This is a genomic window from Brasilonema octagenarum UFV-OR1 (assembly GCF_963888615.1).
Taxonomy (GTDB): Bacteria; Cyanobacteriota; Cyanobacteriia; order Cyanobacteriales; family Nostocaceae; genus Brasilonema; species Brasilonema sennae.
The window spans coordinates 51181-76382 of sequence record NZ_CAWPKW010000089.1 but is presented as its reverse complement, the minus strand read 5'-3'; the positions used below and the strand labels follow the sequence as shown (position 1 = coordinate 76382).

General features: G+C 42.0%; 25 protein-coding genes. 12 read left to right on the top strand and 13 right to left on the bottom strand.

Annotated elements, in window-relative coordinates:
- Positions 1–353: 353 nt before the first annotated feature.
- The 3 genes from smpB to AC5590_RS06890 all read left to right on the top strand — a co-directional run bounded on the left by smpB (position 354) and on the right by AC5590_RS06890 (position 2545).
- Positions 354–821 carry an SsrA-binding protein SmpB gene (smpB, locus tag AC5590_RS06900; RefSeq protein ID WP_169263432.1) on the top strand — a complete coding sequence of 156 codons (468 nt, stop codon included), beginning with the start codon at positions 354–356 and terminating at the stop codon, positions 819–821.
- Between the two features lie 157 nt (positions 822–978).
- Complete coding sequence (locus AC5590_RS06895) at positions 979–1698, top strand: rhomboid family intramembrane serine protease (RefSeq protein ID WP_169263454.1); 720 nt, start codon at positions 979–981, stop codon at positions 1696–1698.
- 169 nt (positions 1699–1867) lie between these two features.
- A complete protein-coding gene (locus AC5590_RS06890) occupies positions 1868–2545 on the top strand; it encodes a rhomboid family intramembrane serine protease (RefSeq protein WP_169263431.1) in 678 nt (225 codons plus the stop codon).
- On the opposite strand, the gene AC5590_RS06885 is transcribed toward AC5590_RS06890, so the two are convergent.
- A complete protein-coding gene (locus tag AC5590_RS06885) occupies positions 2526–3866 on the bottom strand; it encodes an RNA-guided endonuclease InsQ/TnpB family protein (RefSeq protein ID WP_169263453.1) in 1341 nt (446 codons plus the stop codon). The two genes, AC5590_RS06890 and AC5590_RS06885, sit on opposite strands and share 20 nt — an antisense overlap.
- A gap of 76 nt (positions 3867–3942) precedes the next feature.
- Between AC5590_RS06885 and AC5590_RS06880 the strand changes: the two genes are divergently transcribed.
- From AC5590_RS06880 to AC5590_RS06870, 3 genes are all read left to right on the top strand, one after another.
- Positions 3943–4125: a hypothetical protein gene (locus tag AC5590_RS06880; protein ID WP_169263430.1), complete on the top strand. Its 183-nt coding sequence runs from the start codon at positions 3943–3945 to the stop codon at positions 4123–4125.
- 401 nt (positions 4126–4526) lie between these two features.
- Complete coding sequence (locus AC5590_RS06875; RefSeq protein WP_169263429.1) at positions 4527–5243, top strand: Uma2 family endonuclease; 717 nt, start codon at positions 4527–4529, stop codon at positions 5241–5243.
- 251 nt (positions 5244–5494) lie between these two features.
- On the top strand, positions 5495–6625 hold the full coding sequence (locus tag AC5590_RS06870) for a peptidylprolyl isomerase (protein ID WP_169263452.1): 1131 nt from the start codon (positions 5495–5497) through the stop codon (positions 6623–6625).
- A 189-nt stretch (positions 6626–6814) separates the two neighbouring features.
- On the opposite strand, the gene AC5590_RS06865 is transcribed toward AC5590_RS06870, so the two are convergent.
- Positions 6815–7477, bottom strand: a complete 663-nt coding sequence (locus AC5590_RS06865; RefSeq protein ID WP_169263451.1) for a methyltransferase domain-containing protein — start codon at positions 7475–7477, stop codon at positions 6815–6817.
- 182 nt (positions 7478–7659) lie between these two features.
- On the opposite strand from AC5590_RS06865, the gene AC5590_RS06860 reads away from it, so the two are divergent.
- A complete protein-coding gene (locus AC5590_RS06860; RefSeq protein ID WP_318560721.1) occupies positions 7660–8643 on the top strand; it encodes a tetratricopeptide repeat protein in 984 nt (327 codons plus the stop codon).
- 79 nt (positions 8644–8722) lie between these two features.
- Here the strand turns inward: AC5590_RS06860 and AC5590_RS06855 are convergent, their stop codons facing one another.
- The 6 genes from AC5590_RS06855 to AC5590_RS06830 all read right to left on the bottom strand — a co-directional run bounded on the left by AC5590_RS06855 (position 8723) and on the right by AC5590_RS06830 (position 14511).
- On the bottom strand, positions 8723–9406 hold the full coding sequence (locus tag AC5590_RS06855; RefSeq protein ID WP_169263428.1) for a phosphoribosyltransferase: 684 nt from the start codon (positions 9404–9406) through the stop codon (positions 8723–8725).
- A gap of 126 nt (positions 9407–9532) precedes the next feature.
- Positions 9533–10222, bottom strand: coding sequence for a response regulator (locus AC5590_RS06850; protein ID WP_169263427.1), 690 nt, complete (start codon positions 10220–10222; stop codon positions 9533–9535).
- A gap of 66 nt (positions 10223–10288) precedes the next feature.
- Entirely contained in the window at positions 10289–11398 is a 1110-nt protein-coding gene (locus tag AC5590_RS06845; RefSeq protein WP_169263426.1) for a sensor histidine kinase, read from the bottom strand.
- A 185-nt stretch (positions 11399–11583) separates the two neighbouring features.
- A complete protein-coding gene (locus AC5590_RS06840; protein WP_169263425.1) occupies positions 11584–11823 on the bottom strand; it encodes a hypothetical protein in 240 nt (79 codons plus the stop codon).
- A 93-nt stretch (positions 11824–11916) separates the two neighbouring features.
- Positions 11917–14019: a tetratricopeptide repeat protein gene (locus AC5590_RS06835; protein ID WP_348982681.1), complete on the bottom strand. Its 2103-nt coding sequence runs from the start codon at positions 14017–14019 to the stop codon at positions 11917–11919.
- 51 nt (positions 14020–14070) lie between these two features.
- Positions 14071–14511 carry a hypothetical protein gene (locus AC5590_RS06830; RefSeq protein WP_048866624.1) on the bottom strand — a complete coding sequence of 147 codons (441 nt, stop codon included), beginning with the start codon at positions 14509–14511 and terminating at the stop codon, positions 14071–14073.
- Positions 14512–14682: 171 nt separating this feature from the next.
- On the opposite strand from AC5590_RS06830, the gene AC5590_RS06825 reads away from it, so the two are divergent.
- The 5 genes from AC5590_RS06825 to AC5590_RS06805 all read left to right on the top strand — a co-directional run bounded on the left by AC5590_RS06825 (position 14683) and on the right by AC5590_RS06805 (position 20663).
- Positions 14683–15312, top strand: a complete 630-nt coding sequence (locus tag AC5590_RS06825) for a type I restriction endonuclease subunit R (protein WP_169263424.1) — start codon at positions 14683–14685, stop codon at positions 15310–15312.
- A 336-nt stretch (positions 15313–15648) separates the two neighbouring features.
- Positions 15649–16572 (top strand): ribonuclease D, encoded by a 924-nt coding sequence (locus AC5590_RS06820; RefSeq protein WP_169263423.1) that lies wholly within the window; start codon positions 15649–15651, stop codon positions 16570–16572.
- Between the two features lie 112 nt (positions 16573–16684).
- The gene (locus AC5590_RS06815) at positions 16685–17488 is read left to right on the top strand and encodes a tetratricopeptide repeat protein (protein ID WP_169263422.1); all 804 of its coding nucleotides are present in this window, start codon (positions 16685–16687) and stop codon (positions 17486–17488) included.
- 125 nt (positions 17489–17613) lie between these two features.
- Positions 17614–18591 carry a homoserine kinase gene (gene thrB / locus AC5590_RS06810; protein WP_169263421.1) on the top strand — a complete coding sequence of 326 codons (978 nt, stop codon included), beginning with the start codon at positions 17614–17616 and terminating at the stop codon, positions 18589–18591.
- A 464-nt stretch (positions 18592–19055) separates the two neighbouring features.
- Positions 19056–20663, top strand: a complete 1608-nt coding sequence (locus AC5590_RS06805) for an NAD(P)H-quinone oxidoreductase subunit 4 (RefSeq protein ID WP_169263420.1) — start codon at positions 19056–19058, stop codon at positions 20661–20663.
- 190 nt (positions 20664–20853) lie between these two features.
- On the opposite strand, the gene AC5590_RS06800 is transcribed toward AC5590_RS06805, so the two are convergent.
- The 5 genes from AC5590_RS06800 to AC5590_RS06780 all read right to left on the bottom strand — a co-directional run bounded on the left by AC5590_RS06800 (position 20854) and on the right by AC5590_RS06780 (position 24908).
- Positions 20854–21183, bottom strand: coding sequence for a hypothetical protein (locus AC5590_RS06800; RefSeq protein ID WP_169263419.1), 330 nt, complete (start codon positions 21181–21183; stop codon positions 20854–20856).
- Positions 21180–22178 (bottom strand): DNA-methyltransferase, encoded by a 999-nt coding sequence (locus AC5590_RS06795; RefSeq protein WP_169263418.1) that lies wholly within the window; start codon positions 22176–22178, stop codon positions 21180–21182. Before AC5590_RS06795 ends, AC5590_RS06800 begins: the two co-directional genes overlap by 4 nt.
- A 389-nt stretch (positions 22179–22567) precedes the next feature.
- Positions 22568–23971, bottom strand: coding sequence for a hypothetical protein (locus AC5590_RS06790; RefSeq protein ID WP_169263417.1), 1404 nt, complete (start codon positions 23969–23971; stop codon positions 22568–22570).
- A gap of 66 nt (positions 23972–24037) precedes the next feature.
- Positions 24038–24571 carry a pentapeptide repeat-containing protein gene (locus tag AC5590_RS06785; protein ID WP_169263416.1) on the bottom strand — a complete coding sequence of 178 codons (534 nt, stop codon included), beginning with the start codon at positions 24569–24571 and terminating at the stop codon, positions 24038–24040.
- A 94-nt stretch (positions 24572–24665) separates the two neighbouring features.
- Entirely contained in the window at positions 24666–24908 is a 243-nt protein-coding gene (locus AC5590_RS06780) for a hypothetical protein (RefSeq protein ID WP_169263415.1), read from the bottom strand.
- Positions 24909–25202: the final 294 nt, after the last annotated feature.

The following is a 25202-nucleotide window of genomic DNA, read 5'->3' as shown; positions in this document are numbered from 1 at the left end:
AAAATCATTCTGCGGCTATAAAATGAGTTTGTTATAAACTCACACTGAGGAAGTACAAAATTATCTCAACCTTTACACAACAAAAATACTAAGTTTGTATTTGTTAACAATGTTTCATTCATTATCACCTAGTAAAAATAAGTTAGACAAACGGGGATGAACAACCTTAAATAAGCTACAACAGTTGCAAAAGTTAATTAACAATACAAACAACCTAAAACAGTACAAAAAAGCTAAATTAGTAGGATAACACTGATATTCAGTTGAATATTGATCGCGGTTTAGTATCCGCACCTATGACAAACGACCATACACTATCTTTTCTAACACATTAGACATACGTAGAATTATAAATGAGTGAAAACAGCCAAGGTTACAAAGTTGTTACCGACAATCGTCAAGCCCGTTACTTATACGAAATTCTCGAAACCTACGAAGCTGGAATTGAATTGACAGGAACCGAGGTGAAGTCAATTCGTGCGGGCAAGGTTAATCTCCAAGATGGTTATGCCTTAATCCGTGATGGTCAAGCATGGCTTCTTAACGCGCATATCTCGCCTTACAATGCTAGTGGACAGTATTTTAACCATGAACCTCGCCGCACACGCAGGCTGTTGCTGCATCGCGAGGAAATTCGCAAGCTTATTGGCAAAGTAGAACAGCAGGGTTTAACTTTAATACCTTTGAAGATGTATCTCAAACGTGGTTGGGTGAAAATAACTATAGCTCTTGCCAGAGGTAAAAAAGTTCATGATAAGCGCGAAGACATCAAACGACGCCAAGATCAGCGTGACATGCAACGGGCGATGAAGAATTATTAAGCAGTGAACAGTTATCAGTTAGCAGTTATCACTAGTAATTTTGTTCACTGTTCACTGATGACTATTGATTGTGCTAAATACCTCCACAGGCTAGAAGAAAACACACGAAAAATTAGATAATGTGAGGCTGGTTCCTCAAAAATCGGAAAAAACGCCTGTGGTTCCTATTAGAGATGATAATCCGACGACAATCACCCCATATGTAACTTATGGACTGATTGCTGTCAATGTCTTGGCTTTTCTTTACGAAGCAAGTTTACCTGCACGACAATTAGACGGATTTTTACACCTTGCGGCTGTTGTTCCGCGAGAACTCACTGCTAGCTTTGCGGGAATTTCAGTTAACCAACCAGTGCCAGAATGGTTAACTTTGATTACTTCGCAATTTTTGCACGGCGGTTTACTGCACCTGGCTGGTAATATGCTGTTCCTGTGGATTTTTGGTAACAATGTAGAAGACAAATTGGGTCATGTCAGATATTTGTTTTTCTATATAAGTTGCGGTATTTTGGCATCACTAGCCCAGTGGTACTTTGCACAAGGGTCTTCAATTCCTTCTTTGGGAGCAAGTGGTGCGATCGCCGGCGTGTTAGGGGCATACATTCTCCGTTTCCCTCAAGCAGAAATTCTCGGCATCGTTCCTCTAGGAATTTTCTTCCCCACATTTCGTGTCCCAGCATACTTCTTTCTGGGATTTTGGTTTATCCAACAAGCGTTCTACGGATTAGCCAGTCTAGAAACACCCACTAATGTTGGCATGGAAAGTGGTGGTATTGCCTACTGGGCGCATGCAGGTGGTTTTGTTTTTGGGGCAATTCTCGGTCCATTGTTGGGTTTATTTAGCGACAAACCAAGGCAAGAATCTTGGTACAGATAGTACAAAGCAAGTGCCCTCAATAGAGTTGGCACTTGTGATTCGTTCTTAAGTTTGCCAAATGTGGATTTTCTCTTGCAGCTGAATAGCAGCAGTTAAAATTCCTAAATATTCAGCAACTGCCAGTTTTACAAGATATATTGCACTTAATCAGTGATTAGGAAAAACACCTGTGTTTCCCCTGTACGACGAAAATCCAACACGAATCACCCCATATATTACCTATGGGTTGATTGGCATGAACGTCTTAGTTTTCCTTCATGAGGTGAGTCTATCAAATGCACAAATAGAGCAATTTTTCCAGTTGTATGCGGTTATACCACGAGAGTTAACAAACAACTTTGCTGCTGAGTGGACAACTTTATTTACTTCCCAATTCTTACACGGCGGTTGGTGGCACTTGCTCTCCAACATGTTGTATCTATGGATTTTTGGCAACAATATTGAAGATCGCTTAGGTCATTTTAAATACTTAATTTTTTATCTGAGTTGCGGTGCTTTAGCAGCTTTATGTCAGTGGGTGATAGGTAGAGATTCTGGAATTCCATCCTTGGGGGCAAGTGGTGCTATTGCTGGAATTCTAGGCGCTTACATTATCCGCTTTCCCGATACAAGAGTTCTATCGTTAATCTTTTTAGGTTTTTTCGTCACGACAATTAGAATTCCAGCAGTTGTAGTAATAGGACTTTTCTTTGTTCAGAACGTGATATCTGGTCTTGCCAACCTGCAAGCAGCCGCTAACATGAGTGTGGAGACGGGAGGAGTTGCTTACTGGGCGCATATAGGTGGCTTTGTGTTTGGTGTGATTCTTGGTCCGTTATTGGGGTTATTTAGACGCGACGACTATTAGGAATTGACACTCTCAGGGCTGAAGCCACGCTCGTTTCTGCGCACAAAGTAGTTTCAGGCAGCGCCCAAAGCCTAACTCTCACTACGGTTGTCAAACACCGTCTACCCAGTAAGCCTAAGTCTATGCTTAGATTGCTGCCTACTTTCTTAAGAATATTTGCCGCCCCATTAAGGTCAGCGTTAACGATAAAACCTTTGGCTGACCGATACAATCCACGTTCAACGCGCTTACCTGACGCTTTCCACCCCTCTGGCTTTTCGCCATACTTGGGTAGGGAGTCTCCATCTAAGTAACTAGCTTTTGAGGTGTAAGATTCTTGGGTTTCCTGAAATCTAATACAATGCAAATCGCAAAGCTGTTTTAGTCGATCTTTGAGTTTGCCCAAAGGCATTTGAACAAACTTTTGATTGTTCAACCTACCCATATTGGCGTTAGTTTTAAAACCCTCGTTCCAACCAATTACTAATGTTCCAATACCATGTTTAAGGCAGTGGTTAATAATTAGCTTTGCTGCTTTATTGATTGCGTCGCGCATTTGATGGTTGTGCTTACGAGTTACACAGTCTAACCAATTGTCCCAATAAGCCTCTGCCTTGCCTTCTTTACGTGTTGATACTTTCTTATTCCAAAGTTGATTCATCGCTTTCATTGCGCGAGCATCAATCAACAAAGAATTTCCCAAAGTATCAACACAAGCAGCAAGATTATCAGCAGTGCCAAGATCAATTGATAATGCTTGATTAATATCTAACTTGTGTTTTTGTTTTTCCACCTCATAGGAAATTTCAAGGTAAAAAGCCCCATTATTGGGAAGGATGGTAAACTCTTTAACCGGTGAGTAGTCAATGTTTGAAGGCATTGGAAGAAAGAACTCAGATGTTCCAAACCAGCGCTTGACGGTTAGTCCCAAAGAAAATCTAAGCCGCCCATCAATAAGTGTTGGCTTTTGTCCACCAGAATTTGGATAAGCAACTTTGAACAACTTAGACCCTTTGAGATAATCAGGTGGCTTAGGCTTAAAATGTAGTTGACCTTTGAAATATAGCTCTCTAAGTTCTTTAAAAGATTTAAAAGCTTCTGTTACTGACATCAATGTTTGCTGCATAGGCGTTGATGGTAACGATTGAGCAATCAAAGTCTTTGAAACTGACGCTTCAAAAGCTAAATCAAATTTGCCAGTTAACAGTTTGCCAGTTTTAAAAAATGTTTGACGAGCAAAATACACACCATTGTTGTATAACTTGCCTGATTGTTGAGAGAGATACTCTAATATTGACCTGGTTTCATCACTGAGACGCAGCAAGACTTGCTGCACTCCCATTGACTTTTTTGTTTTAGACATTGTCTCGACTTCCAATGTGCTATATATTAGTATATGCATATATACACTAAAAACAATGCCATTCCAGAAAAAACATAAATTAGGCTTTACGAGCGAACAACCATTTGACAAAGATCCTGTTTGCTTTAAGGTTTTACCAGGAGTAAAAGACAAGTTAAAATCCGTCCCTGACTGGCAGGGACGGATAAGAGAGTTCGTTGATAAACTTATTGATGAGGTGAATGTTGAAGGCGACTAAAGTCGCTCGTGTCGCTTCCCTCTCAGGCTTGCCCTGAGCTTTGTCGAAGGGTCTAAAGACGCGCTCGTTTCCCGCATCCCGCGAGGTTTCTATGAGAGCAAGACGCAGCTGTGACAGTCGCGTCAGGTGGGTTTGTTATTCTGGACATTTTTGCTCAGTATATAAATTTTTATTTTTTGCAGTCTCATTAAGCTTGTCAGGACTTACGCAAAGGAAACGTAGTTGTGTCATTGCGACGTAAGGAAGCAATCTCACAATCTTGTTTTTTCGTCACTTGTGCGTAAGTGCTATTTACCTGAAAATGCCTGCAACTGATAACTGACAAACAGATGGTCTAATTTTTTCTAGAATAGAATCTGAGGCACCACATCCATCGGTCAAATTACTTGAAAGTCCTACCTATGGTACAGTCTGAACCACGCTTCACCCTACCAACTACCGAAGAACTACCATGTTCAGACGATACACCCGTGGATAACGAAGACCAGAATTTTCTCCCCAACCTGTTATTATTTATCCTCGAATCCAGTTGGGCAAATCGGAATGATTGGTTTTTTGGTATTGATATGGGTATTTACCACACAACAGGAGTGAGTCACTTAGTACCAGTCATACCAGATGGATTTTTCAGCTTGGGTGTGGAACGACGCAAAGCAGGAAAGTCTCGTTTGAGCTACGCAGTCTGGGAAGAGGAGGAAATAGTACCCAAGTTCGCTTTGGAAGTGGTTTCCAAAACACCTGGGGATGAGTATGACAAGAACCTAGAAATTTATGCAAAACTAGGAGTTTTGTATTACGTTATTTATAATCCTCAGTATTGGCGACGCGACCAACATCAACCCTTTGAATTGTATAAATTGGTAGATGGAGAGTATCAACAGCAAATACAAGAACCGTTTTGGATGCCAGAAGTAGGATTGGGAATTGGACGTGGAAGTTATACTTCTGGTGTGGTGAAGCGAGAAGTATTGTATTGGCATGATAAGGAAGGTAAGCGATATCTGACTGCTGATGAAGTTGCTCAAAGCGAACGACAACAAAGGGAACTTGCTGAACAACACCAACAAAGACTAGCAGCAAAGTTGAGAGAGTTGGGTATTGATCCAAATAGCATTTGAGAATAATCTCAGGCGATGCTCCAGCAGGGAGCCGCTGAGTCCCAAGGGAACACGCGCAAGGGACGCGATCGCCCAAAAGTTGAAACCTTGCCATGATTATTCGTTTAAAATTGCCATAATCCCTAAAGTCGAGTTCCACCAAACCGGGTTTCTAGATTTACGTTTTCTAAGGATGTAACTTGATATCAAAGCGAAAGTGCTTCCTGTACTGTGGGAAGATAATTGTTGGGTGACGCCCAGTCAACAATTTGATGCTGCATTTGAGCTATCTTATGTTCAAAATATTGAAATCCTGGCTGAAGAACAGCCCAATAGCACTGCTGCTGGTAACTCTATTTTTAGGAATAAGTACAGCCGCATGGACTCCTTCTAGTAGCGCTGGACTGTTACCAGCAGGGAATGCCATTACTGACGGCAATTCTCTATTGCGCTACTCACTTCCAATAGATAATAAACCTGTACGGCAACTGCAAGCTTCTTTGGAGGACATTAGCACTCAACTGCGAGCCAATCGACGTTGGGGTGCTGTTTCTCAAGACCTCAGCAAAGCATCGCGAATTCTCAGTCAACCCTCCAAAATTTTGGCAGATGTTCCACAAGAACGCCAAAGCGAAGCTGAAGCTATGATTGCTGAATTAAAATCCGGCGTAAATGCTTTGCAAGAAGTGGCCAAAACAAAAGATAAAGAACAAGTTCAGGATCAACGTGCCAAATTGCTGAGTCTTGTCGGCAAACTAGAAGAGTCAATGGTGACAGAATTTCCCTTTGAAGTGCCAGCCAAATACAGCAATTTACCTCAACTCAAAGGTCGTGCCACTGTGGAAGTGAAAACTAACAAAGGCGACCTGACAGTTGTTGTAGACGGCTACAGCGCCCCTGTCACTGCTGGGAACTTTGTGGATTTGGTGCAACGGGGTTTTTATAATGGCTTAGAATTTACCCGTTCAGAAGAATCCTACGTTGTACAAACTGGAGACCCACCAGGTAAAGATGTCGGCTTTATTGACCCAAAAACACGTAAATACCGCGCCATTCCACTAGAATATATTGTAAGAGGTGACAAAGAACCTACTTACGGTATCACTTTAGAGGAGGCTGGTCGTTACACTGATTTACCTGTTCTACCTTTCTCTGCTTATGGTACTGTAGCCTTGGCACGTCCTGAAGATGATAACAATGGTGGTTCATCACAAGTCTTCTTCTTCTTGTTTGAACCGGAACTCACTCCAGCAGGACGCAACTTGTTGGATGGTCGTTACGCAGTCTTTGGCTACGTCACTGAAGGTAAAGATGTTTTGCAACAACTCAAGGCGGGTGACAAAGTTGAGTCGGCAAAAGTCATTCAAGGTAGAGAAAATTTAGTTAAGGCAAACGTGGCGTAATATCAAATTCGGTTAATTATAACGGTTCTCATTTGAATCACATACACCAACATCCATAATGTAGAGACGTAGGATGCTACGTCTCTACACATCACCAAATCTCACCAAAAATCCTTAACAGCAACCGTATTGCCCCCCAGGAACAGATTCCAACTTCCGACTTCAAACTTCCGACTCCCAACTCCCAACTCAATCACTCCAAGCGCGTTGTGCAGTCCAATGACAGTCACTTGATTGATAGACCTTTACTTCTTGCAACCCCACCTGTGAAATCAACTGATTCACTTCATCCAGTGTGAGTGCAGCGTGAAGAGAATCACGAAATAACTTACTTTGATGGGGATTGTATTCTGTTCCTATATTATTCACCAAAGCATTGATTGTGATTTCATCAGCTGGTCGAAATAAGTCGCGGATGAAAATACCACCATTCGGTTTTAAGACACGCTTAAGTTCGCTAAAGAAAGGTAACGGATCGGGCAAATGGTGGATGAGACTATTTGACACAACCATATCAAACTGCTGATCTTGATAAGGCAAGTTTTTTGTGTCTACTAATTCCAGACGAATTTGCTGTTGTAAACCAGCCTGCTGAATGTGTTGTGACGCTATTTGTAACATACTTTGAGCCAAATCAATAGCGATAACTTGCCATTGGGGACGCATTTGACACAGTAAAACTGGAATACGACCAGGACCAGTACCAGCATCAAGTACTAAACCCTGTTCCTTTGGTCCAAAAGCGCTTGCTTCTTCAGCAAAAGCAGTATTTACTGTGACGAAGTCCATTGCATCATACTCAATGGCTTCCTCTAAACTATCCATGACTTCCGGTTCTAGGACTCTTTCTATCGTCATTCTCACGACTCCACTGCAATCTTCAAGGGCTTTGGAGTTGCCTACTGACCCCTCATCCTCAAAAACAATCCTCAATTTCTATATTCTCCATCTTCCCGTGAGATATGCACTCTAATTTTGGGAACACTATTATGTATCACCACTATTAACAAAGATAGGTTGATGTGGAAAAACGAATGGAATTCCAGGTCGAAAACATAGTTCCCGTGGAATCACTTACAGCATGCCTAACACAAAGGGAACATGTCAGTATTTCTGATGATTTCAGAGATTCACATGAGGAAATGCTAGTTCCCCAGAGACAACAAGACCACTATGAAGAAGCAAACAGGTTATTACGAGAAGGAGTCCAACAGCAGCAAGCTGGGGATTCACTTGCCGCTATGAGGTCTTTGCAAGAATCCCTTGCGTTATTTCAAGCAGTGGGAGACATTGAAAAACAAGCGCAAGTACTTTCTTGTTTAGCTTACATAGTTTACCACTTAGGAGACTACAAAAGTGCAATTTCCCACTCAAAACAGTGTTTACTTTTAATACATGATGTCACCAACTTACAAGTTATAAAAATGCAGGCTCTTTCGCATTTAGGCAATGCTTATCGTCATTTAGGTGAATATAACAAAGCAATTGAATTTCTACAAAAGTGTTTGAAAACAGCGCAGCAACTAGGAGATAAGCGAAGTCAGGTAGCGGGACTCAATAATTTGGGATTGGTCTATAAAGCTTTGGGTGACCTTGATCAGGCAATTGAATTTAAACAGCAAAGCTTAGAAATTGTACGAGAACTCCAAGATCATTGGGGCGAAGAGCAGGTGCTAAAGAATTTGGGCAACACTTGGTATGGTTTAGGAGATTTTGCCAAAGCGATCGCCTACTACCAGCAGTGTATCAAAAGAGCTTACTCGCTAAACAATCACCGCACTGCACTTCAGGTGTTACACAATTTGGGTAATGCTTGTTATGCCCTAGGGGATTTTGCCAAAGCGATCGCGTACTACGAGCAACGTTTATTATTAGCTAGGGCACTGAAAGACAAGCGCACTGAAGAACAATCACTAGGTAGTTTGGGAGTTGCTTGTGAAGCCTTGGGCGATTATGTTAAAGCAATTAATTACTATGAAGAAAGTTTAGAGCTAGCTAAGTTTCTCGAAGACTCGTAAGACTCAGGAGTAGATTATTCGCAATCGGCTACAGACAAAAATGATCACGCTATGAAGGATCAAATTTGTTTTTGAGGATTCATTTGTCCTGGTTTTGTTGTAGTAGACAATCAAAAGCTTCCTTTGTCTGTACCTGAGGAAATTCTAAGTAAAAATTGCTGACACTGAAGAAAGGTTTTGGTGTTGATAGGATAACCACGCGATCGCCCCACTGATCCAACCAGGGTGACAATTCCAAAGGCGCTACTGGACTACATAACCAAACTTCTGCAGGCGAGAGTGCCTTGAGAGATGTTGCCGCGACTGCTATTGTCATACCTGTGGCAATACCATCATCAACTAAGATGAGGGTAGCACCTTGAGTGTTCACCTGCGGACAAGCAGGACTTAATTTAGCCTGAAGAGACTTAGCTTGACTAATAGCTGCATCCAAAGCTCTTTCCCGCCACCCTGATTTCGGTGTATGGCGAAAAAATATGTTGTGCTCATCCCAAAGAACATTTCCGGAAGCAGTAACCGCGCCAATAGCTAACTCAGGATTTTCCGGATGACCAATTTTTTTCGCCACCTCTATCATTAACGGACAGTTGAGGAGACGCGCGACTGCTGCTGCTACTGGTATTCCTCCTCTTGGCAAAGCATAAACAATTGTAACAGGGTTTGTAACTTGATCAGCAATTTGCTGGGTCAAAATAGCGTCAATTGCTTGCGCCAGTTGCTCACCAGCTTGAGTGCGATTAGCAAAAAGCGGGATATTAGTCATAGCTTTCCCAGCATAGAACAATGGCTATACTTTTATCATGACTGATTTTGGCTCAAGTAAATTGCTAAGGGAAGGGAACAGGGAACAGTGAACAGCGAACAATTGATAACTGATAACTGATAACTGTTACGAATTGCGCAGCAATTCTTTTGCTACTAATCCTTTCTGTATAGCCAATATTGCGGCTTGAGTGCGATCGCGTACTTCTAACTTGTGCAAAATCGCATGGACATGAACCCGTACTGTACCAGAAGCAATATAGAGAATTTCTGCTATTTCTTGATTGCTTTTACCAGCAGCCACTAGTGCCAGAATTTCTTGCTCGCGCTTGGTTAAGGGATTATCTGCTGGTTGCTTATTTTGTATGGGCGCTGCTGTATTGTTTGCGCCAAAAGCGGCTCGAATTTCTGTGGTTGCTGTTTGATCCCACCAAGAAGCGCCTGCAGCTACCGAACGCAGTGCCAATATTAAAGACTCTGGTGGGATTCCTTTGAGACAGTAACCTTGCGCCCCTGCTTCAATTAACCGCGCAATCAAAGGTTTTTCCGAACGAGATGTTAAAACTAAAATTGGTAAATCTGGGTGCTGCTGCTTGATTTGACGACAAGCTTCTATTCCACCAATCCCTGGTAAGCCAACGTCTAGCAAAACCAAATCCAGCAGATAACGATTAGCTAGTTCTACAGCTTGCTCACCATCTTCCGCCTCAGCTACGATTTCTATACCCGTCTCCTGTTGTAACCGCATTCGCAAACCCAAGCGAAACAGTTCATCATCCTCAACGAGTAATATCTTCACTACCGCACCTGGTTTCATTTTTAGTTATTGGTTCACAAGTCAGCCATTCACGAGAAAATCTCACAAACCTTGCCATACCTCGCCCTATTTATCCCCTGGTGGCGGACACACAGGCAGTCGAAACCCAAATATTGCCCCTTTGCTTGCACGACTCTCTGCCCAAATTATACCGCCATGTGCTTCAATAATTTGGCGAGATAAATACAATCCTAGCCCTGAACCTACAAACAGGCGATCGCCATGTCCTTGATAAAATCTCTCAAACAGGTAAGGTAGTTCTTCTTGTGTTATCCCACAACCATTGTCAGAAATCTTCACAATTTGATCAATAGCAGAAGTCTCCAGCACGACTTCCACTTTTCCACCACGGGGAGTATGGTTAATACCATTAATTAAAAGATTGGAGAAAACTCGCCCAAGTTGCAAATAATCGCCATTAACCCACAATGAGCGGCGAAAATCTGATTCTCCATAATTAAGACAGACACAAATCTGACGTGATCTTGCGATTTCAGTTAGGGTGGCGATCGCCTCCTCTGCTACTGTGACTAAATTCACTGGCGATCGCTGAAGTTTCAGCCCTTCAGTGTCGATGCGGTATACATCCAACAAAGTTTCTACAAGCTGCAACGTGGTGCGGTGAGAACGAGTCATTGTTTGTATGATACGCTCTTGCATCGGTGTAACTGAACCAAATTGCCCTTCTTCAAACGATTTCAACGTTTGAATTGCTCCTAGTAGCGGTGTTTTTAAGTCATGAGTTAAGGTGGAAACAAAATCTTCCCGCATCTGCGCTAGCTGTTGTTGAGAGCGTAACTGTGTTTGCGCGTAAGCAATAGCTTCCTTATTGCGGTGGTTACGTTCGCTTAAGTAACCTGTTACAACCAATGCAATTACAGCAATTAACCGATTTGCTACCGTTGGCGGATGAACCGTTTCTACTCCTGGGATAAACAAATTCAACAGCGTTAATCCGGTAGCCGCTAGCGTCACGCCAAGCACTGCGGTACGACTTAATCGGGAACTCGCCAGCAAAATCGTTCCTGTGTAGAGGTAGCCAAATACATACTCAGGCGGCGTTAGGTATTCCAGCGCGATAACTATGGCAAATCCACTGATGATCAACCAGTAAATCAGTCCTCGTTCATTCCTGGTTAAGATATTTTGTTTGATTTTCAACAAATAAGACCACATTGTCAGGTTTTATAGCGTCAATACTCTGTTTTTTATTTTCGTACAACCAGAGTTGTTGACGATAGACTTCTGCAACTATGATTTGGAATGGGTGGTTTATTTACGCCTTAGTGTACTAGTTATTTCTTCCGATTTTTATCAGGGAAAGGCATCCGACTCACAGCATAATCTGAGTTACAACCAAATTAATCAAACTTATCATAATCTTCTGGTTCTACATCAGGGACTTTATTTAAAACTTGTTGAAATTTCTCCCAACTCCCACGTTGAACTTTTTCTTCTAAATAATCTTTCGTCATCCAAGCCGAAACTTGTGCAGAGAGAGCAACAGCGACAAGTTGTTCAATTGATATATTTTCTCTTGTTGCCAAAGTTTCTATTTGTTTATACAAAGACTGAGGAATTTGTACATTTAAATTAGTCATGCGATCGCTCCCAATTCTTGAAGCACTCTTTAGAATTTGTTGTTACCACCGCCAAAGGCGAACGACAAAAGAAACGACTTTTACTAACCAAGACTAGCGATTATCATGCAAAGATTTTAAACTTTTACGGATACTGATTGTGTGGGGATGATTTTCCTCTAAACTGTGTTCAGCAATTTCCAATGCTTTGAGAAGAAGTGGTTCCGCTTCAGTGAACCGTCCTTGGGATTCGTAGAGTAGAGCCAAATTATTGTAACTAGTGGCGACATCGGGATGCTCTTCTCCTAAGAGACGTTGCTGCAGTTCCAAAGCTTTTTTGCACAACGGTTCCGCTTCAGTGTACCGTCCTTGGGATTCGTAGAGTCCTGCCAAATTGTTGTAACTAGTGGCGACATCCGGATGCTCTTCTCCTAACAGACGTTGGAACAGTTCCGAAGCTTTTTTGTACAACGGTTCCGCTTCAGAGTACCGTCCTTGGGATTTGTAGAGATAAGCCAAATTGTTGTAACTACTGGCGACATCGGGATGCTCATCTCCCAACAGGCGTTGCCTGAGTTCCAATGCTTTTTTGTAGAATGGTTCCGCTTCAGTGTACCGCCCTTGGGATTTGTAGAGTGATGCCAAATTGTTGTAACTAGTGGCGACAGAGGGATGCTCATCTCCCAACAGGCGTTGCCTGAGTTCCAATGCTTTTTTGTACAACGGTTCTGCTTCAGTGTACCGTCCTTGGGATTTGTAGAGTGATGCCAAATTGTTGTAACTAGTGGCGACATCCGGATGCTCTTCTCCCAAACGGGATTGGACGACTGATACACATTGCTCTAACCACGGTTGAGCGATCGCATACAAACCCTGTCCTTCATAAAATCTACTTAAGCCAGTAAAAGCCCAAGGTAAATTTTCATCACTGACTGCATCAGTCAGATTTTGTGCCACTTCTGCTAAATGTGGAATAGCATCTTTGACGGATTCAATATCACGACGGGTTGGCGAATAGGGGATTGTCTTAGCAATCGCGATAAAAGTTTCTGCAAAAGCGCGTTTCATAGGACTTACGCACGCGCTACGAAAAAGAGCGGGTTGAGATTGCTTCCCTTCGCTCGCAATGACAGTAGTTATGTTGTTCGTGCGTAAGTCCTGTTTCAACTCATCAACTTGTTCAGATGCTGCTCGCTTGAGTTTCAAAAACTCCCGAATTAAGGGATGAATTTTGTAGGAATCATCGAAATCTCCACTTTTATCTTCCACCCATTGAATCAAATGACGCTCGTAAAGTTGCCCAACTGCTGTTTCAACTTCACTTGCATCCCAATTCAGCCGAGAAGTTGCAGACTCTACCCATTCCCAAGCAAAAATATCCGGTGCAAATAAGCTTAATAACTCACCGACACGCTGTGTCGTCGGATCGAGTTCATCCCAACTTAATTCAAATGCAGCCAAAACCCCAAGCTGTGCTGTACTCAAGGTTTGTTGCAATTGCTTTTGATGGCGGTTTATCGCTTCATCTTGGAGTCGCTGCTGTTTCAGCCGTTGCAACATCTTAGCTAAAGTCCAATGAGGAGGTTTTTTAGCTAAATACCGCCCCACCAATTCCAAACCCAAAGGTAGATATCCCAGCCATTCACACAAGAGTTTCGCTGTTTCCTCTTCTTTTTGCACTCGTCTTTCACCCACTAGCTTTGTCAACAATTGCAAAGCTTCTTCAGGTGACAACACATCCAGAGATATCTCCTCAATGTTGGTGTCGAGATTTCGCAACCGTGTTGTCATCAACACACGGAAGCGATGAGCCGTTGGCAGGAACTCTCGACAACTCCCCAAATCTATGATATCATCCAACACCACCAACGCGAGTCCTTCTGTTGGTTGCCAGTGCTGCCAACACCAGTGTACTTGTTCGGTAAGACTTAGCTGTCTTCCCCGCAAATCCTGCTGCGGTACTTCCAGATTCATGTACAACTGAGCAAACTGCACTATTTCTGCAGCCAGATTCGATTCTCTGGCATTTAACCAGCAAATCCCACCAGGGTAATCCGCTTGATGTTGACGTGCATATTGCGTTGCGAGTTCGGTTTTGCCAACACCACCCATACCAGAAACAGCAGAAATAGCCACTGCGCCTGGTTGCTGCAACAATTCTTGCAGTAAGCAAAGTTCATGCTGTCTGCCAACAAAATTGGCAGAACCTTGAAACACAACATTATTTGGGGGAGTTAACTTTGTCCGTTCCCGTTCGGACGACTGCAGTCAAATGTTGAAAGTACTATTGCGTTGGTCAATGGTTTGAGTTTGAGCCGCATTAATAGCTTTTTGGATGTTTTGAATAAAAGCTGGAGCATCTGGATGTTGAGATTTCTCTACAGCTGCTTTTATTTCTTTCAATGCATCAGCTAAATTCAATGGTGGATTAGCTTGTGCTGCTGCTACTAATTCTTGCACAGCTTGATTGACTTGAGGATGAGCTTTAGCTACTGATTCTACCTCTAATACAGCTTTACCATAGTCAAGTGGTTGAGAGGGCGCTTTTTCAATAGCAACTACAGTATGAGGAGAGTGTTTTTTGAGAGTGACGAGAAATTCACCAGTTTTATTCCATAGAGTTTCTCCTACCTTTTCGCCCGTTTTTTCTAAAGCCTTAGTCGCAATCACAGTCCCAATTGCGATCGCCCCTGCGGTGAGTGGTTCCATCTGCTACTTTACATATTCGTCTTAATACTTACTTCTGACTACATAACTTGAGTTCCATGTTCCGGAAACGTGGTAAAAAATCTCACAAAAACTAGGGGTGTAAGGGCTTCGCTCGCAATAACATACAATACTAATGTATTCCCCATTTTCCAGCCGCATGTTTCAGTAATTATGGTAAAAACAATTCAAGCGCGAGATATCAGTCTTTACGATTTAGAAGAAAAATTTGGATTGGAATTAATTACAAGCGCTGATTTTTTTACAGAATGGGTAGAGAACTTACCACCACTGACTGATAGAGAAAGATTCTCTTTAGAGCGAGTTAAAAGCAACTATTTCAATTTAACTAAACGTCGCCCAATGTCAGAAGAAGCAGTGAAGATGGTAGTCCTGTCTCCACTGCTAGATTTAGCTGGCTTTTATCAACCACCTTTCGAGATTGAAACCGAAACTTCTACTGAGATTTCTGCTGAAGATGAAAGCATTCTAGTCAAAGGCAATATTGATGTTTTGGTTATACAAAAACGTCTTTGGATCTTGGTTATAGAATCAAAAAGCACTAAATTTGATGTGATAACTGCATTACCCCAAGCACTAGCTTATATGCTTGATACTCCCAATATTGAACAGCCGACTTTTGGGTTACTTGTCAACGGTAGAGAGTTTGTTTTTGTAAAATTAGTTCAGCAAGAACAACCAAAATATGCTCGTTCTTATGCTTTATCAATAGAGAAAGAAAGTGAACTACAACAGGTTTTAAGTGTATTAAAACTCTTGAGTGAATTAATACTTAGTCAGTAGGACATAACTAAAATTTTCTAGAGTATAAACTAAAACACATCTAACTTGCATAATTTAAAATTTTGATAAAAAGTATCAAGCTCTTTTATCTCTTACTCTGCTTCCTCTGCGCCTCTGCGGTTTAAAATGCAAATTAAATGTGGAACAGCTTAGAGTGTCACGATTGGAGGTTAAGTCACAATAGAGACAATCTCCGCTTCTCGGAACCACCGCGAGTTATCTCCTTGTTGCAAATCCGCCTTCCGTAAATATAACACCAGAAAAATTACTCATAAAATGCTAACTTGGGAAACTAGGACTTAATTCCTCTTGCCCATTTTTCCGCAAATTCACCCCATGCCATATTTGACTTCAGCTAGCGAAATGCGTTCTCTTGTTGCTGAATATACTCAAGCTCATACTTTGTGGATTGATACAGAAATCGCAGAATACAAAAGTCGTAGTCCGAGACTATCGCTGATTCAGGTATTAGATGATCCAACAGACTTGAGTGGCGAACACACCCATATTTTAGATGTACTCAATCATCCTGATATTGTGGCTGAGTTCATTGACAAAATTATGCTCAATCCCCAAATTGAAAAAGTCTTTCATAATGCTAGCTTTGATGTGAAATATCTGGGTAACAAAAAGGCTACAAATATCACTTGCACTCTGGAAATGGCAAAAAAAATTCCCTACTATGCCTTACCAGTACCTAACTACCAATTAAAAACATTAGCAGCAGAACTTTGTGATTTTAAGAATATAGAAAAACAAGAACAAACCAGCGACTGGGGAAAGCGACCACTCACAGAAGAACAAATAGAGTATGCTTACCTAGACTGCATTTATCTTGCTCAAATCCATCAACGTTTGATAGAATTAAACAAAGAAATTAATCCAGAGCCTACCACAGAAAACCTAACATCACTGAATGCAAGATATGCACAGCTTGAGCAACAATGGAAACTCTTAGACTCGGAGTTCGCGCATTTACAAGAGCGAATAAAAAAAGCTATGCTTGCTCAGAATCTACCAGAAAGTTCCTACTTCAAGCTTTCTTCCTCTGAGCGAAAAACAGTGAAGGTAGCATTTGTAGAACTCGCAAAGCTAGTACAAACTCAAGACATAGATTTCGATTTTCCAATTACACTAACTCAAAAGCTACAAAAAGATTTAGGAGAAAATTTGGAACAATTGTCTGTAAATATTGAGAAAACCACTGCTTGGCGACTGATTCCCAAAAATCAAGAAAGTCACGAAAATACTGATGAGTGATGAACAGTTATCAGTTATCAGTTACCAGTTATCAGTTATCAGTTTACTGTTCACTGTTTACTGTTCACTGTTAAGCGTTCCCTATATTTCTTCAAAGGATGACTGGTAAAGAATGAAAGCTGTCTGCATAGCTGCGTTTACCGCATTTGTCGCCCTTACAACCGTTTCCTGTAGTAACAGTGACGATGTTTTAGTAACAGAAATTGGAGTTCGTCCTATTGGACGCCCTGTAGCAACACCATCTCAATCTAAAGACTTTTATATTGAAGGCCAGTATCAGCAAATTAAAGGGGATTCACAAGGGGCGATCGCTTCTTATACCAAAGCAATTAACCTCACTCCCAACTATGGAACTGCATATAACAGTCGGGGACTTGCTCGCTTTGATATAGGAGATCAGCAGGGGGCGATAGAAGATTACAACCAAGCGCTGAGCATAAATTCTAACGATGCTCAAGCTTATAATAATCGAGGAAATGCTCGCGCCGCACAAGGAGACAGAGACGGAGCGATAGACGATTACAGCCAAGCGATTCGCCTCAATCCTAAATATGCTGTTGCTTACAATAATCGAGGTAATGCTTTTTCAACAAATAAAGATAAAAACCAGGCGGTAAAGGATTACAGCCAAGCGATTCGCCTCAATCCTCAATATGCTGTTGCTTATAATAATCGAGGTAATGCTCGCAGTGCTCAAAAAGATATAGAGGGAGCAATCACAGATTACAACGAAGCGATTCGTCTTGCTCCTAATTTTGCCGCAGCATACAATAACCGAGGAAATGCCTATGCTGCGCTAGGTGATAAAGAAAAAGCTAGGCAAGACTTGCAGCGAGCAGCAGAAATCTTTGATAAACAGAATAATAAAATACTCTATCAACAAGTGATGAATAATATTCAGGAGTTAGGGCAGTAGGGCTAGACGCTTTCAAGTATTTAGAACAACACATTGGATTACGTTACAGAAGAGATTCAGATAACTGCTGAGCAAATTAATCAGTTACATGAGATGCTGGTTGATTAATTAGTTTTTACTGACAAATGTCTGTTCTTTCTTCTGTATCTATCACTGTTCCAGGCACAACTGCCAATTTAGGACCAGGTTTTGATTGTATTGGTGCGGCTCTAACGCTGTACAACGAGTTTAAGTTCACTCGCCTTGATATACCGCCTTACCTTGAGGGAGTGAAAATTACTGTCACAGGTGCGGAGGCTGAACGAGTTGTCACTGATGAAAGTAATTTGCTCTATCAAGCGTTTGTGAAATTTTATCAACACACAGAGCAGACACCGCCACCTGTAGAGATTGAGATTCATCTTGGTGTTCCACTGGCGCGGGGTTTGGGGAGTTCGGCGACAGCAATAGTCGGTGGGTTGGTTGGTGCGAATTTGTTGGAGGGGGAGCCTTTGAGCCAGTTGGAAGTGATGGAGTTGGCGATCGCTCTAGAAGGACATCCAGATAATGTGGTACCAGCTTTGTTGGGGGGGTGTCGGTTGGCGGCGACGGGGGTAGAAGGTGAACCGCAGAGGCACAGAGAGCACAGAGAGTGGGAGGTTTGTGAGGTTCCTTGGTGTGAGGAGATTGTGCCAGTGGTGGCGATTCCAGATTTTGAGCTTTCAACGAAGGAGGCGCGCCAGGTTTTGCCTACTGAGGTGAGTCGTGCGGATGCGATTTTTAATGCGGCGCATCTGGGGTTGTTGTTGCGTGGTTTGGAAACTGGTAAGGGTGATTGGTTGAGGGCTGCTTTGCAGGATAGGTTGCATCAGCCTTATCGAAAAGCATTGATTCGAGGTTACGATGCGGTGTATTCTGCTGCTGTTGAAGCTGGTGCTTATGGGATGGTGATTAGTGGTGCTGGTCCAACATTGTTGGCTTTGACGGATAAGGCGCATTCTCAAGCTGTGGCGCAAGCGATGACAGCAGCTTGGATGGAGGAGGGAATAAAACCAGAGGTGCGATCGCTCTGTGTTGATACTCAAGGGGCACAAATCAATTCAAAATTCCAAACTATAAATTAAATTTTACACTCTGAAACTTTTGCTGATATGTCAACCGTATTTATCAGATAGTTATAAGTAACTATCTCTGTCTTTTTATTTAAGTACTGAGCCTTTAACTAGCACCGTTACACACTCGCAACGAATCAAACAAACACCATCCCCCTTCTTCCCTGTTCTCTATTCCCGGCTCCCGGCTCCCTGCTCCCGGCTCCCTGCTCCCTGCTCCCGGCTCCCTGTCTTTCCCACAGAACCCTCCTAGGGCAGAGTTAACATAACAAATTGTGACGGTGGCTGTTGCCACCTTTTTTGTTGACTTAGCAAAACTTTACAATTAGAATGGATTTGCTTCCAAAAATAAGTATTTGTTACTAATGAAATCTAAAGATTTGGTTTTGATAGAGAAATGACGTTCACAAAAGTATGAACAACTTAATATAATGTAATTAAAATAAAAACGTAAAGTGATTGTCACCTGATAGAATATGTTTGATTTTCCTTGGTTAACAACCATAATTTTATTGCCGATAGTGGCTGCTACAGCCATCCCCCTAATCCCAGATAAAGAAGGCACAACTCTCCGCTGGTATGGTTTGGGAGTCGCCTTTACAGACTTTGCCCTGATGATTTATGCTTTTTGGCATAACTACGATTTTCAAAGCTCTGCATTCCAACTGGTTGAAAAATATTCTTGGATTCCTCAAATAGGTTTGAATTGGTCTGTAGCGGTTGATGGGTTATCGATGCCATTGATATTGTTAACAGGCTTGATTAACACACTCGCAGTATTCGCGGCTTGGAAAGTAACTACCAAGCCGCGTTTGTTTTATGCTCTCATGCTGGTGATGTACAGCGCCCAAATTGGCGTCTTTGTTGCCCAGGATTTACTGTTGTTCTTCTTGATGTGGGAAATCGAGTTGGTACCTGTGTACTTGCTGATTTCTATCTGGGGAGGAGAAAAGCGCCGCTATGCAGCTACCAAATTCATTCTCTACACTGCTGCTGCATCAATATTTATCTTGGTAGCGGGCTTTGCAATGGCATTCTCTGGAGACAGCGTTACCTTCGACATGGCAACTTTGGGAATGAAGGAATATCCCAAAGCATTTGAACTTCTAGTTTATGTGTGTTTCTTGATTGCTTTTGGTGTCAAGCTGCCGATTTTCCCGCTGCACACCTGGTTACCTGATGCTCACGGTGAAGCCCCAGCACCTGGTTCGATGATTTTGGCTGGTGTTTTGTTGAAGATGGGTGGTTATGCACTTATCCGCATCAACGTGGAGATGTTACCCAACGCTCATGTTTACTTCGCTCCAGTGCTAGCAATTTTAGGTGTCGTAAACATTGTCTACGGTGCTTGCTGTGCCTTTGCTCAAACGAATCTTAAGCGGCGCTTGGCTTATTCGTCTGTTGCTCACATGGGGTTTGTCCTGATTGGTATTGCTTCCTATACAGAGTTGGGTATCAGCGGCGCAATGCTACAGATGATTTCTCATGGTTTGATTGCTGCAAGTTTGTTCTTCCTCTCTGGCGTGACTTACGAGCGCACTCACACCTTAATGATGGACAAAATGGGTGGCATAGCAAAAGTCATGCCCAAAACCTTTGCTCTATTCACTACGGCTGCAATGGCTTCTCTGGCGTTACCAGGGATGAGTGGGTTTGTCGGTGAGTTGATGGTTTTTCTCGGAATTGCCACAAGCGATGTCTACAGCTCTAGCTTCAAGGTTGTCGTCGTGCTACTCTCAGCTGTTGGTGTGATTCTGACTCCGATTTATTTACTCTCAATGTTGCGCGAAGTCTTCTACGGTCAGCAAAATGAAGAGTTAGTGCTGGATGCAGTGGTACTAGATGTTAAACCACGCGAACTGTTCATCACTGCTTGTTTGATACTTCCCATCATCGGTATCGGCTTCTATCCTAAGGTGGCGATGCAAACATACGACGTGAAGACTATGCAAGTCGCAACTCATGCTCGTCAAGTTCTACCAGTTGTTGCACAGCAGCAACCAACAAGTTTATATTCCCTTATATTTACCGCACCAACACTGGCTAGTTCAGAAGTTCCAGGTTTGGTTAATATTGCTGAGTAATATCTGTCCCCACAGGAGTGGGACTGTTAAAGAATCCTAGAATGATCATACAGGGGGTGATTCAGCAATCACCCCCTAAAATTTAGTAATAAAGTCACATCAGCTCATGACTTTAGTCCCATGTAATTCCTCAGTAGAATTTTTAGTATTAATTCGGCATTAACATCAAGCACTCAAAACCTGACCCGAATTAAATCTGGGTTAGGTTTTTTTTGTAGTTCGATTGTCCCTGACTTTTTTTTATACTTACAACACCCCGTGCAACCGCACAGCGATCGCCTGCTTTTAGTCTAAACTCCAGTTCATAAACACTCCTGGTATGTTGGGCAACTTTATTGGCTGGTGTAAGTTCTTTCACATCAAGGTTAAGCAGACTCAGCAGAAAATATTTTTGTCGGGGAGTCAGGGTATAAAGCTCGTCGATAAAATCTTTCTTAATGCCTAGAATATCGCAAACAACATCCCAGTTTATTTTGTATTCCCGTTCAAAAACACCTGCCAGGGACAACCAACTTCTCAAGGAGCATTTTGTTCAAATCTCAATTTTGAGCTTTTGATGTAGTCTTCATCAATCTCAAAAGCCAACCAGCGTCTTTGTAAGGTTTCTGCAACTCGACCTGTCATGTTAGAACCCGCGAAAGGTTCTAAAACAATATCGCCCGGTTCTGTACAAAGGTTGATGACAAACTCTGGTAATGCTTGAGGGAATCTTGCCGGGTGTGGCTTCAAACCTTCTTCTTTGCAACGCCGTTGATAATAATCCTTAGAAGCAGTATTCGATGCAGAAATCACATTTACAGGCTGGACTAAATCTTCAAATAAAATTTCTTGTATAAGAGTCGGTTGCCCTATTTCTTCTTTATCTGTACTGCAACGTCCATCAATAATATTCGGGGGGATAGCCCCTCCTCTGTCGTTCCCAAATTTATCGGAAATATCATGACCCGATGGTCTAACTTTGGGCTTGTATCCATTCTTAATCAGGTTTTTCATCGCATCGCTATAAGGCTTTAAAACCCTTCTATTGTTAGCTTTAGGATGTGGTTCTTTTGACAGCCACCAAATTGTATTTACCGAATCTTTAACTCTTTCCCTGCGAACTGTTACCCATTCAGCCGGGGTGGGAAGTTTAGCTGGATTATACCAATATAATTCTTGTGCCAGATAAAACCCTATTCCGCCTTTTTCTTTCGGTTTGCACAGAGCAACAACTAATTCAAAATGGTAAAGAGAGCGAACTGGCATCCCCTTAATCCAACTGCCACCAATATCAATAAACAGTGAGCCTGTTGGTTTTAGAATACGGTGAAATTGTTTTGCAAAATTTTTAAACCATTCGACATATTCGTCGGCGTCAACATTTCCGTATTCTTTTTTACGAACAAGTGCGAATGGTGGAGATGTACAAATTAGGTCGATACTGTCATCGGGAATACCTGCCATTAATTCCAGGCTGTTTCCCAAATAAGTAGCACCAAATTTTGTTTCGTAGTAAGAGTTACAATTAAGTCTCATATAAACTTTGTTAGTACTATTGTACGCTTCACGAAGACAGCATTATCCATAAAAGCATAAGTTTTCCAACTGTGAACTATTTTTTTGATCAATTTGCTGGCTCAATAGGGTGATTGGTACACCTACCCAACCTCCCAAAACTCAAAGGAATTTCTCCAGGTTGCAAACAAAGTTAACCCGGCAAACGTAGAATCCCATACCCTGTCGTTAAAAAAGGTACAAAAATTCCCAAGTTTCGACGCTCAAAAGTCACGTAATTTCTAAGCTTTGCTTTTTACCTTACTTTTTTATACAACTCAGCGGTGCTGAGTCATTTTTCATGCTTTAGTTTAAATTCCAGTTACTTGATATGACAAATCAAAAAAGTGCATGCAATGGAAAAGACCTCATTATCTACGGTCTTCTAGTTCTAATCTATATAAGCCATACCAGTGACGAACTGCAAGCCAGATGACTGAAAGCAAGCCTGCAAGGCTAAGAGTAAGACCGCTAAATGGTACTAATAATCCAAAGACAGGGAGCACAGTGCCAGCAATTGTACAGATCAGGGCAGCTAGAGAAACACTGCGATTTTTTGACCCTAAACCCCATGTCAATGCTAGTAAGACAAGTGAAATCAGAGTCCAACCTAGCTGAGGATTTATGAAGCGACTGAGATAAGTCAAACTCAGCAAACAAGCAAAGAAAACACTACCTGCAATTGCCACATTTGTCAAGCTCATGGGTAGTGATAAATACAGCAGCAATATCCACCAGAAAAATATTGTCGGTGCTAGCAATAGCAGTCGCGGCAGGACACCAGTGTGACGAACAGGGTCGGTGTAGGTGTATACTCCAAATGGGTTCTTGACTGAAACATTATCGTCAAAGAGCCAAGTAAATTGAGTTCCTTGTCTGTCATTTTTTATCTCATTGGGTATGATACCGCTGGCAAAATCTGCTCCAGGGAAGTTGGCGATGGCTAGCAGACGGAAGTTAGAAAGCAACTGCCCATTTGAGCTATAAACCCAGCGTGGTGATCCTTGTGCTTTATAAGTGACTCTTAGACTCGTTTCTTGTCCCGGTTGTAGTTGAAAAGGAAAGCTATAGTCACCAGGATTTGTTTGTGGAAGTCTAGTACCGTCACGCTCTACTTTATAACTTTGCAATAAGGAGTAACCAATGAGTGGTGATGCTTCAAAGAAAAAACTATTAATATCTTTGAGTTGGTTAACAACTTTATAGTCAGCAGTGTAGTCTATTTTATAAATTGCCCGACGACCTCGAACATCTGGGCTTTGGTCAATCTTAACTTGAATTTGCGATCCACTTAATGTTAAGAAACGGCTAATCTTTCGTTTTTCATTTACCTTGACTATCTTGCCATTCACTTGAGTGGTGTATGCATATGGCTCTTCAGTCATGTATCGTATTTGAGGCGCTATTTGTTCTAACCTTTCACCAGCGACACTCTCGGCAACTTGAGCCACCTTTGCCTGTTCCCAATGATGGTAACGATTGCTCAAAGTTGAACAAAGAAAAAACCCTCCCACCAGCAAAACTAACACGAGGGTTAAATGCTGTAATCCCCGCAATAGTTGAGAGTAACTAACTGCCCACTCTCCAATCAAAATCTCTTGCTGTTGTTGATTTTGACGTAGGGCAAAGCTCAACAAAGCAATTGCAATTCCCAAAGCGAAAACCAGAAATACTAATAACAGTGAACCTTTAAGTAGATGCGTTCCAAATTGCATCAGTTCGCTAGGATGCGTTAAATCGGGTAATCCTGGAATGCCTTGGGCAGATTCAGACATGGGGGAGTGTTGGAAGAGTTTGGAGATTCTGACTGAGAAAATCTCCTAAAAGTTTCTTACCAAAAGTTAGGCTTTATCTTCATCCAGGATTGTTCCTTCTAGATTTGCATCATCCAAGTTGGTTTGGTTTAAATTCGCTTCATGGAGTTCTGCATTCTTGAGATCTGCTTGGCTTAAATCTGCTTTAGCTAAGTCAGCATGACTGAGATCTGCTTCAGTTAGAGAAACTGCATTGAGGTTAGCTTCTTGTAGATCGGCTTCGCGCAAGTTGGTATTAATTAACTTTGCGATCGTCAAATCAGCTTCACTCAAATTGGCACCGTCCAAAATTGCTCCTTCTAGAATAGCTCCATCTAGAATAGCTCCATTCAAATTAGCTTGTGTGAGATTTGCCTGATTTAGATTGGCTCCATTTAAGTCTGCTTCAATTAAGCTTGCTTGACTGAGATTAACCCTGCTTAAATCAGCTCCATCGAGAATGGCTCTGTCTAAAATAACTCCACTCAGATCAGCTCCTTCCAAGAATGCTTCGCTCAGGTTTACTTCAGTAAAATCTCTTTTACCTGCGGCGTATTGTGCCAATAGTTCATCTGCTTTCATTGCTTTGCCTCCAACAAGTTTTTACTTCTTTTGTCAGCTACATTAGCAATTTTTTTAGGGCAGAGTATCCCTCTGCCCTCGAAGATGAAACTAATTAACTTTTATTTTCATTTTCAAGCTGCTTGGTTCCCACCAGAAAGTCTATATCTTCCCTTGGCAGTTTGGCAGACAAATCCTTGTCTCCTGGAAGAGGAAACTTAACTTCAAACCCATCTTGATCGCATTCTTCAACCTTTCCTACTAAACCTTCTTTCAAATTCTCGTCTATATCGCGATTTAGTCCAACTAGATCGTCTTTCTCAATAGGTGTTGAGTTGTTATTCTCATTAGGCGTCATATTTCCGACCTCCAGTTACTACTAACTATTAGAGTGGGCTAGCCAATGCTTTCGCAAAGTATTTTATTAAAGTATCCTATGTATCATGACGCATTGTTGCAAAATTCACTTCCTACCTTTGCCCGATATTGACGCTTTGTACCTTGCCTAGAGATATACGAAGAAAGGAAGAGTTGATACAATACGGTTCGGATAAGCACCCTAACAGAAACCCCGTAACTTCTGCGAAACCGGGTTTATACGCATGCGAACTACCCTTAACCGAACCGTATTGAGAGCTGATATGCAGCGTAT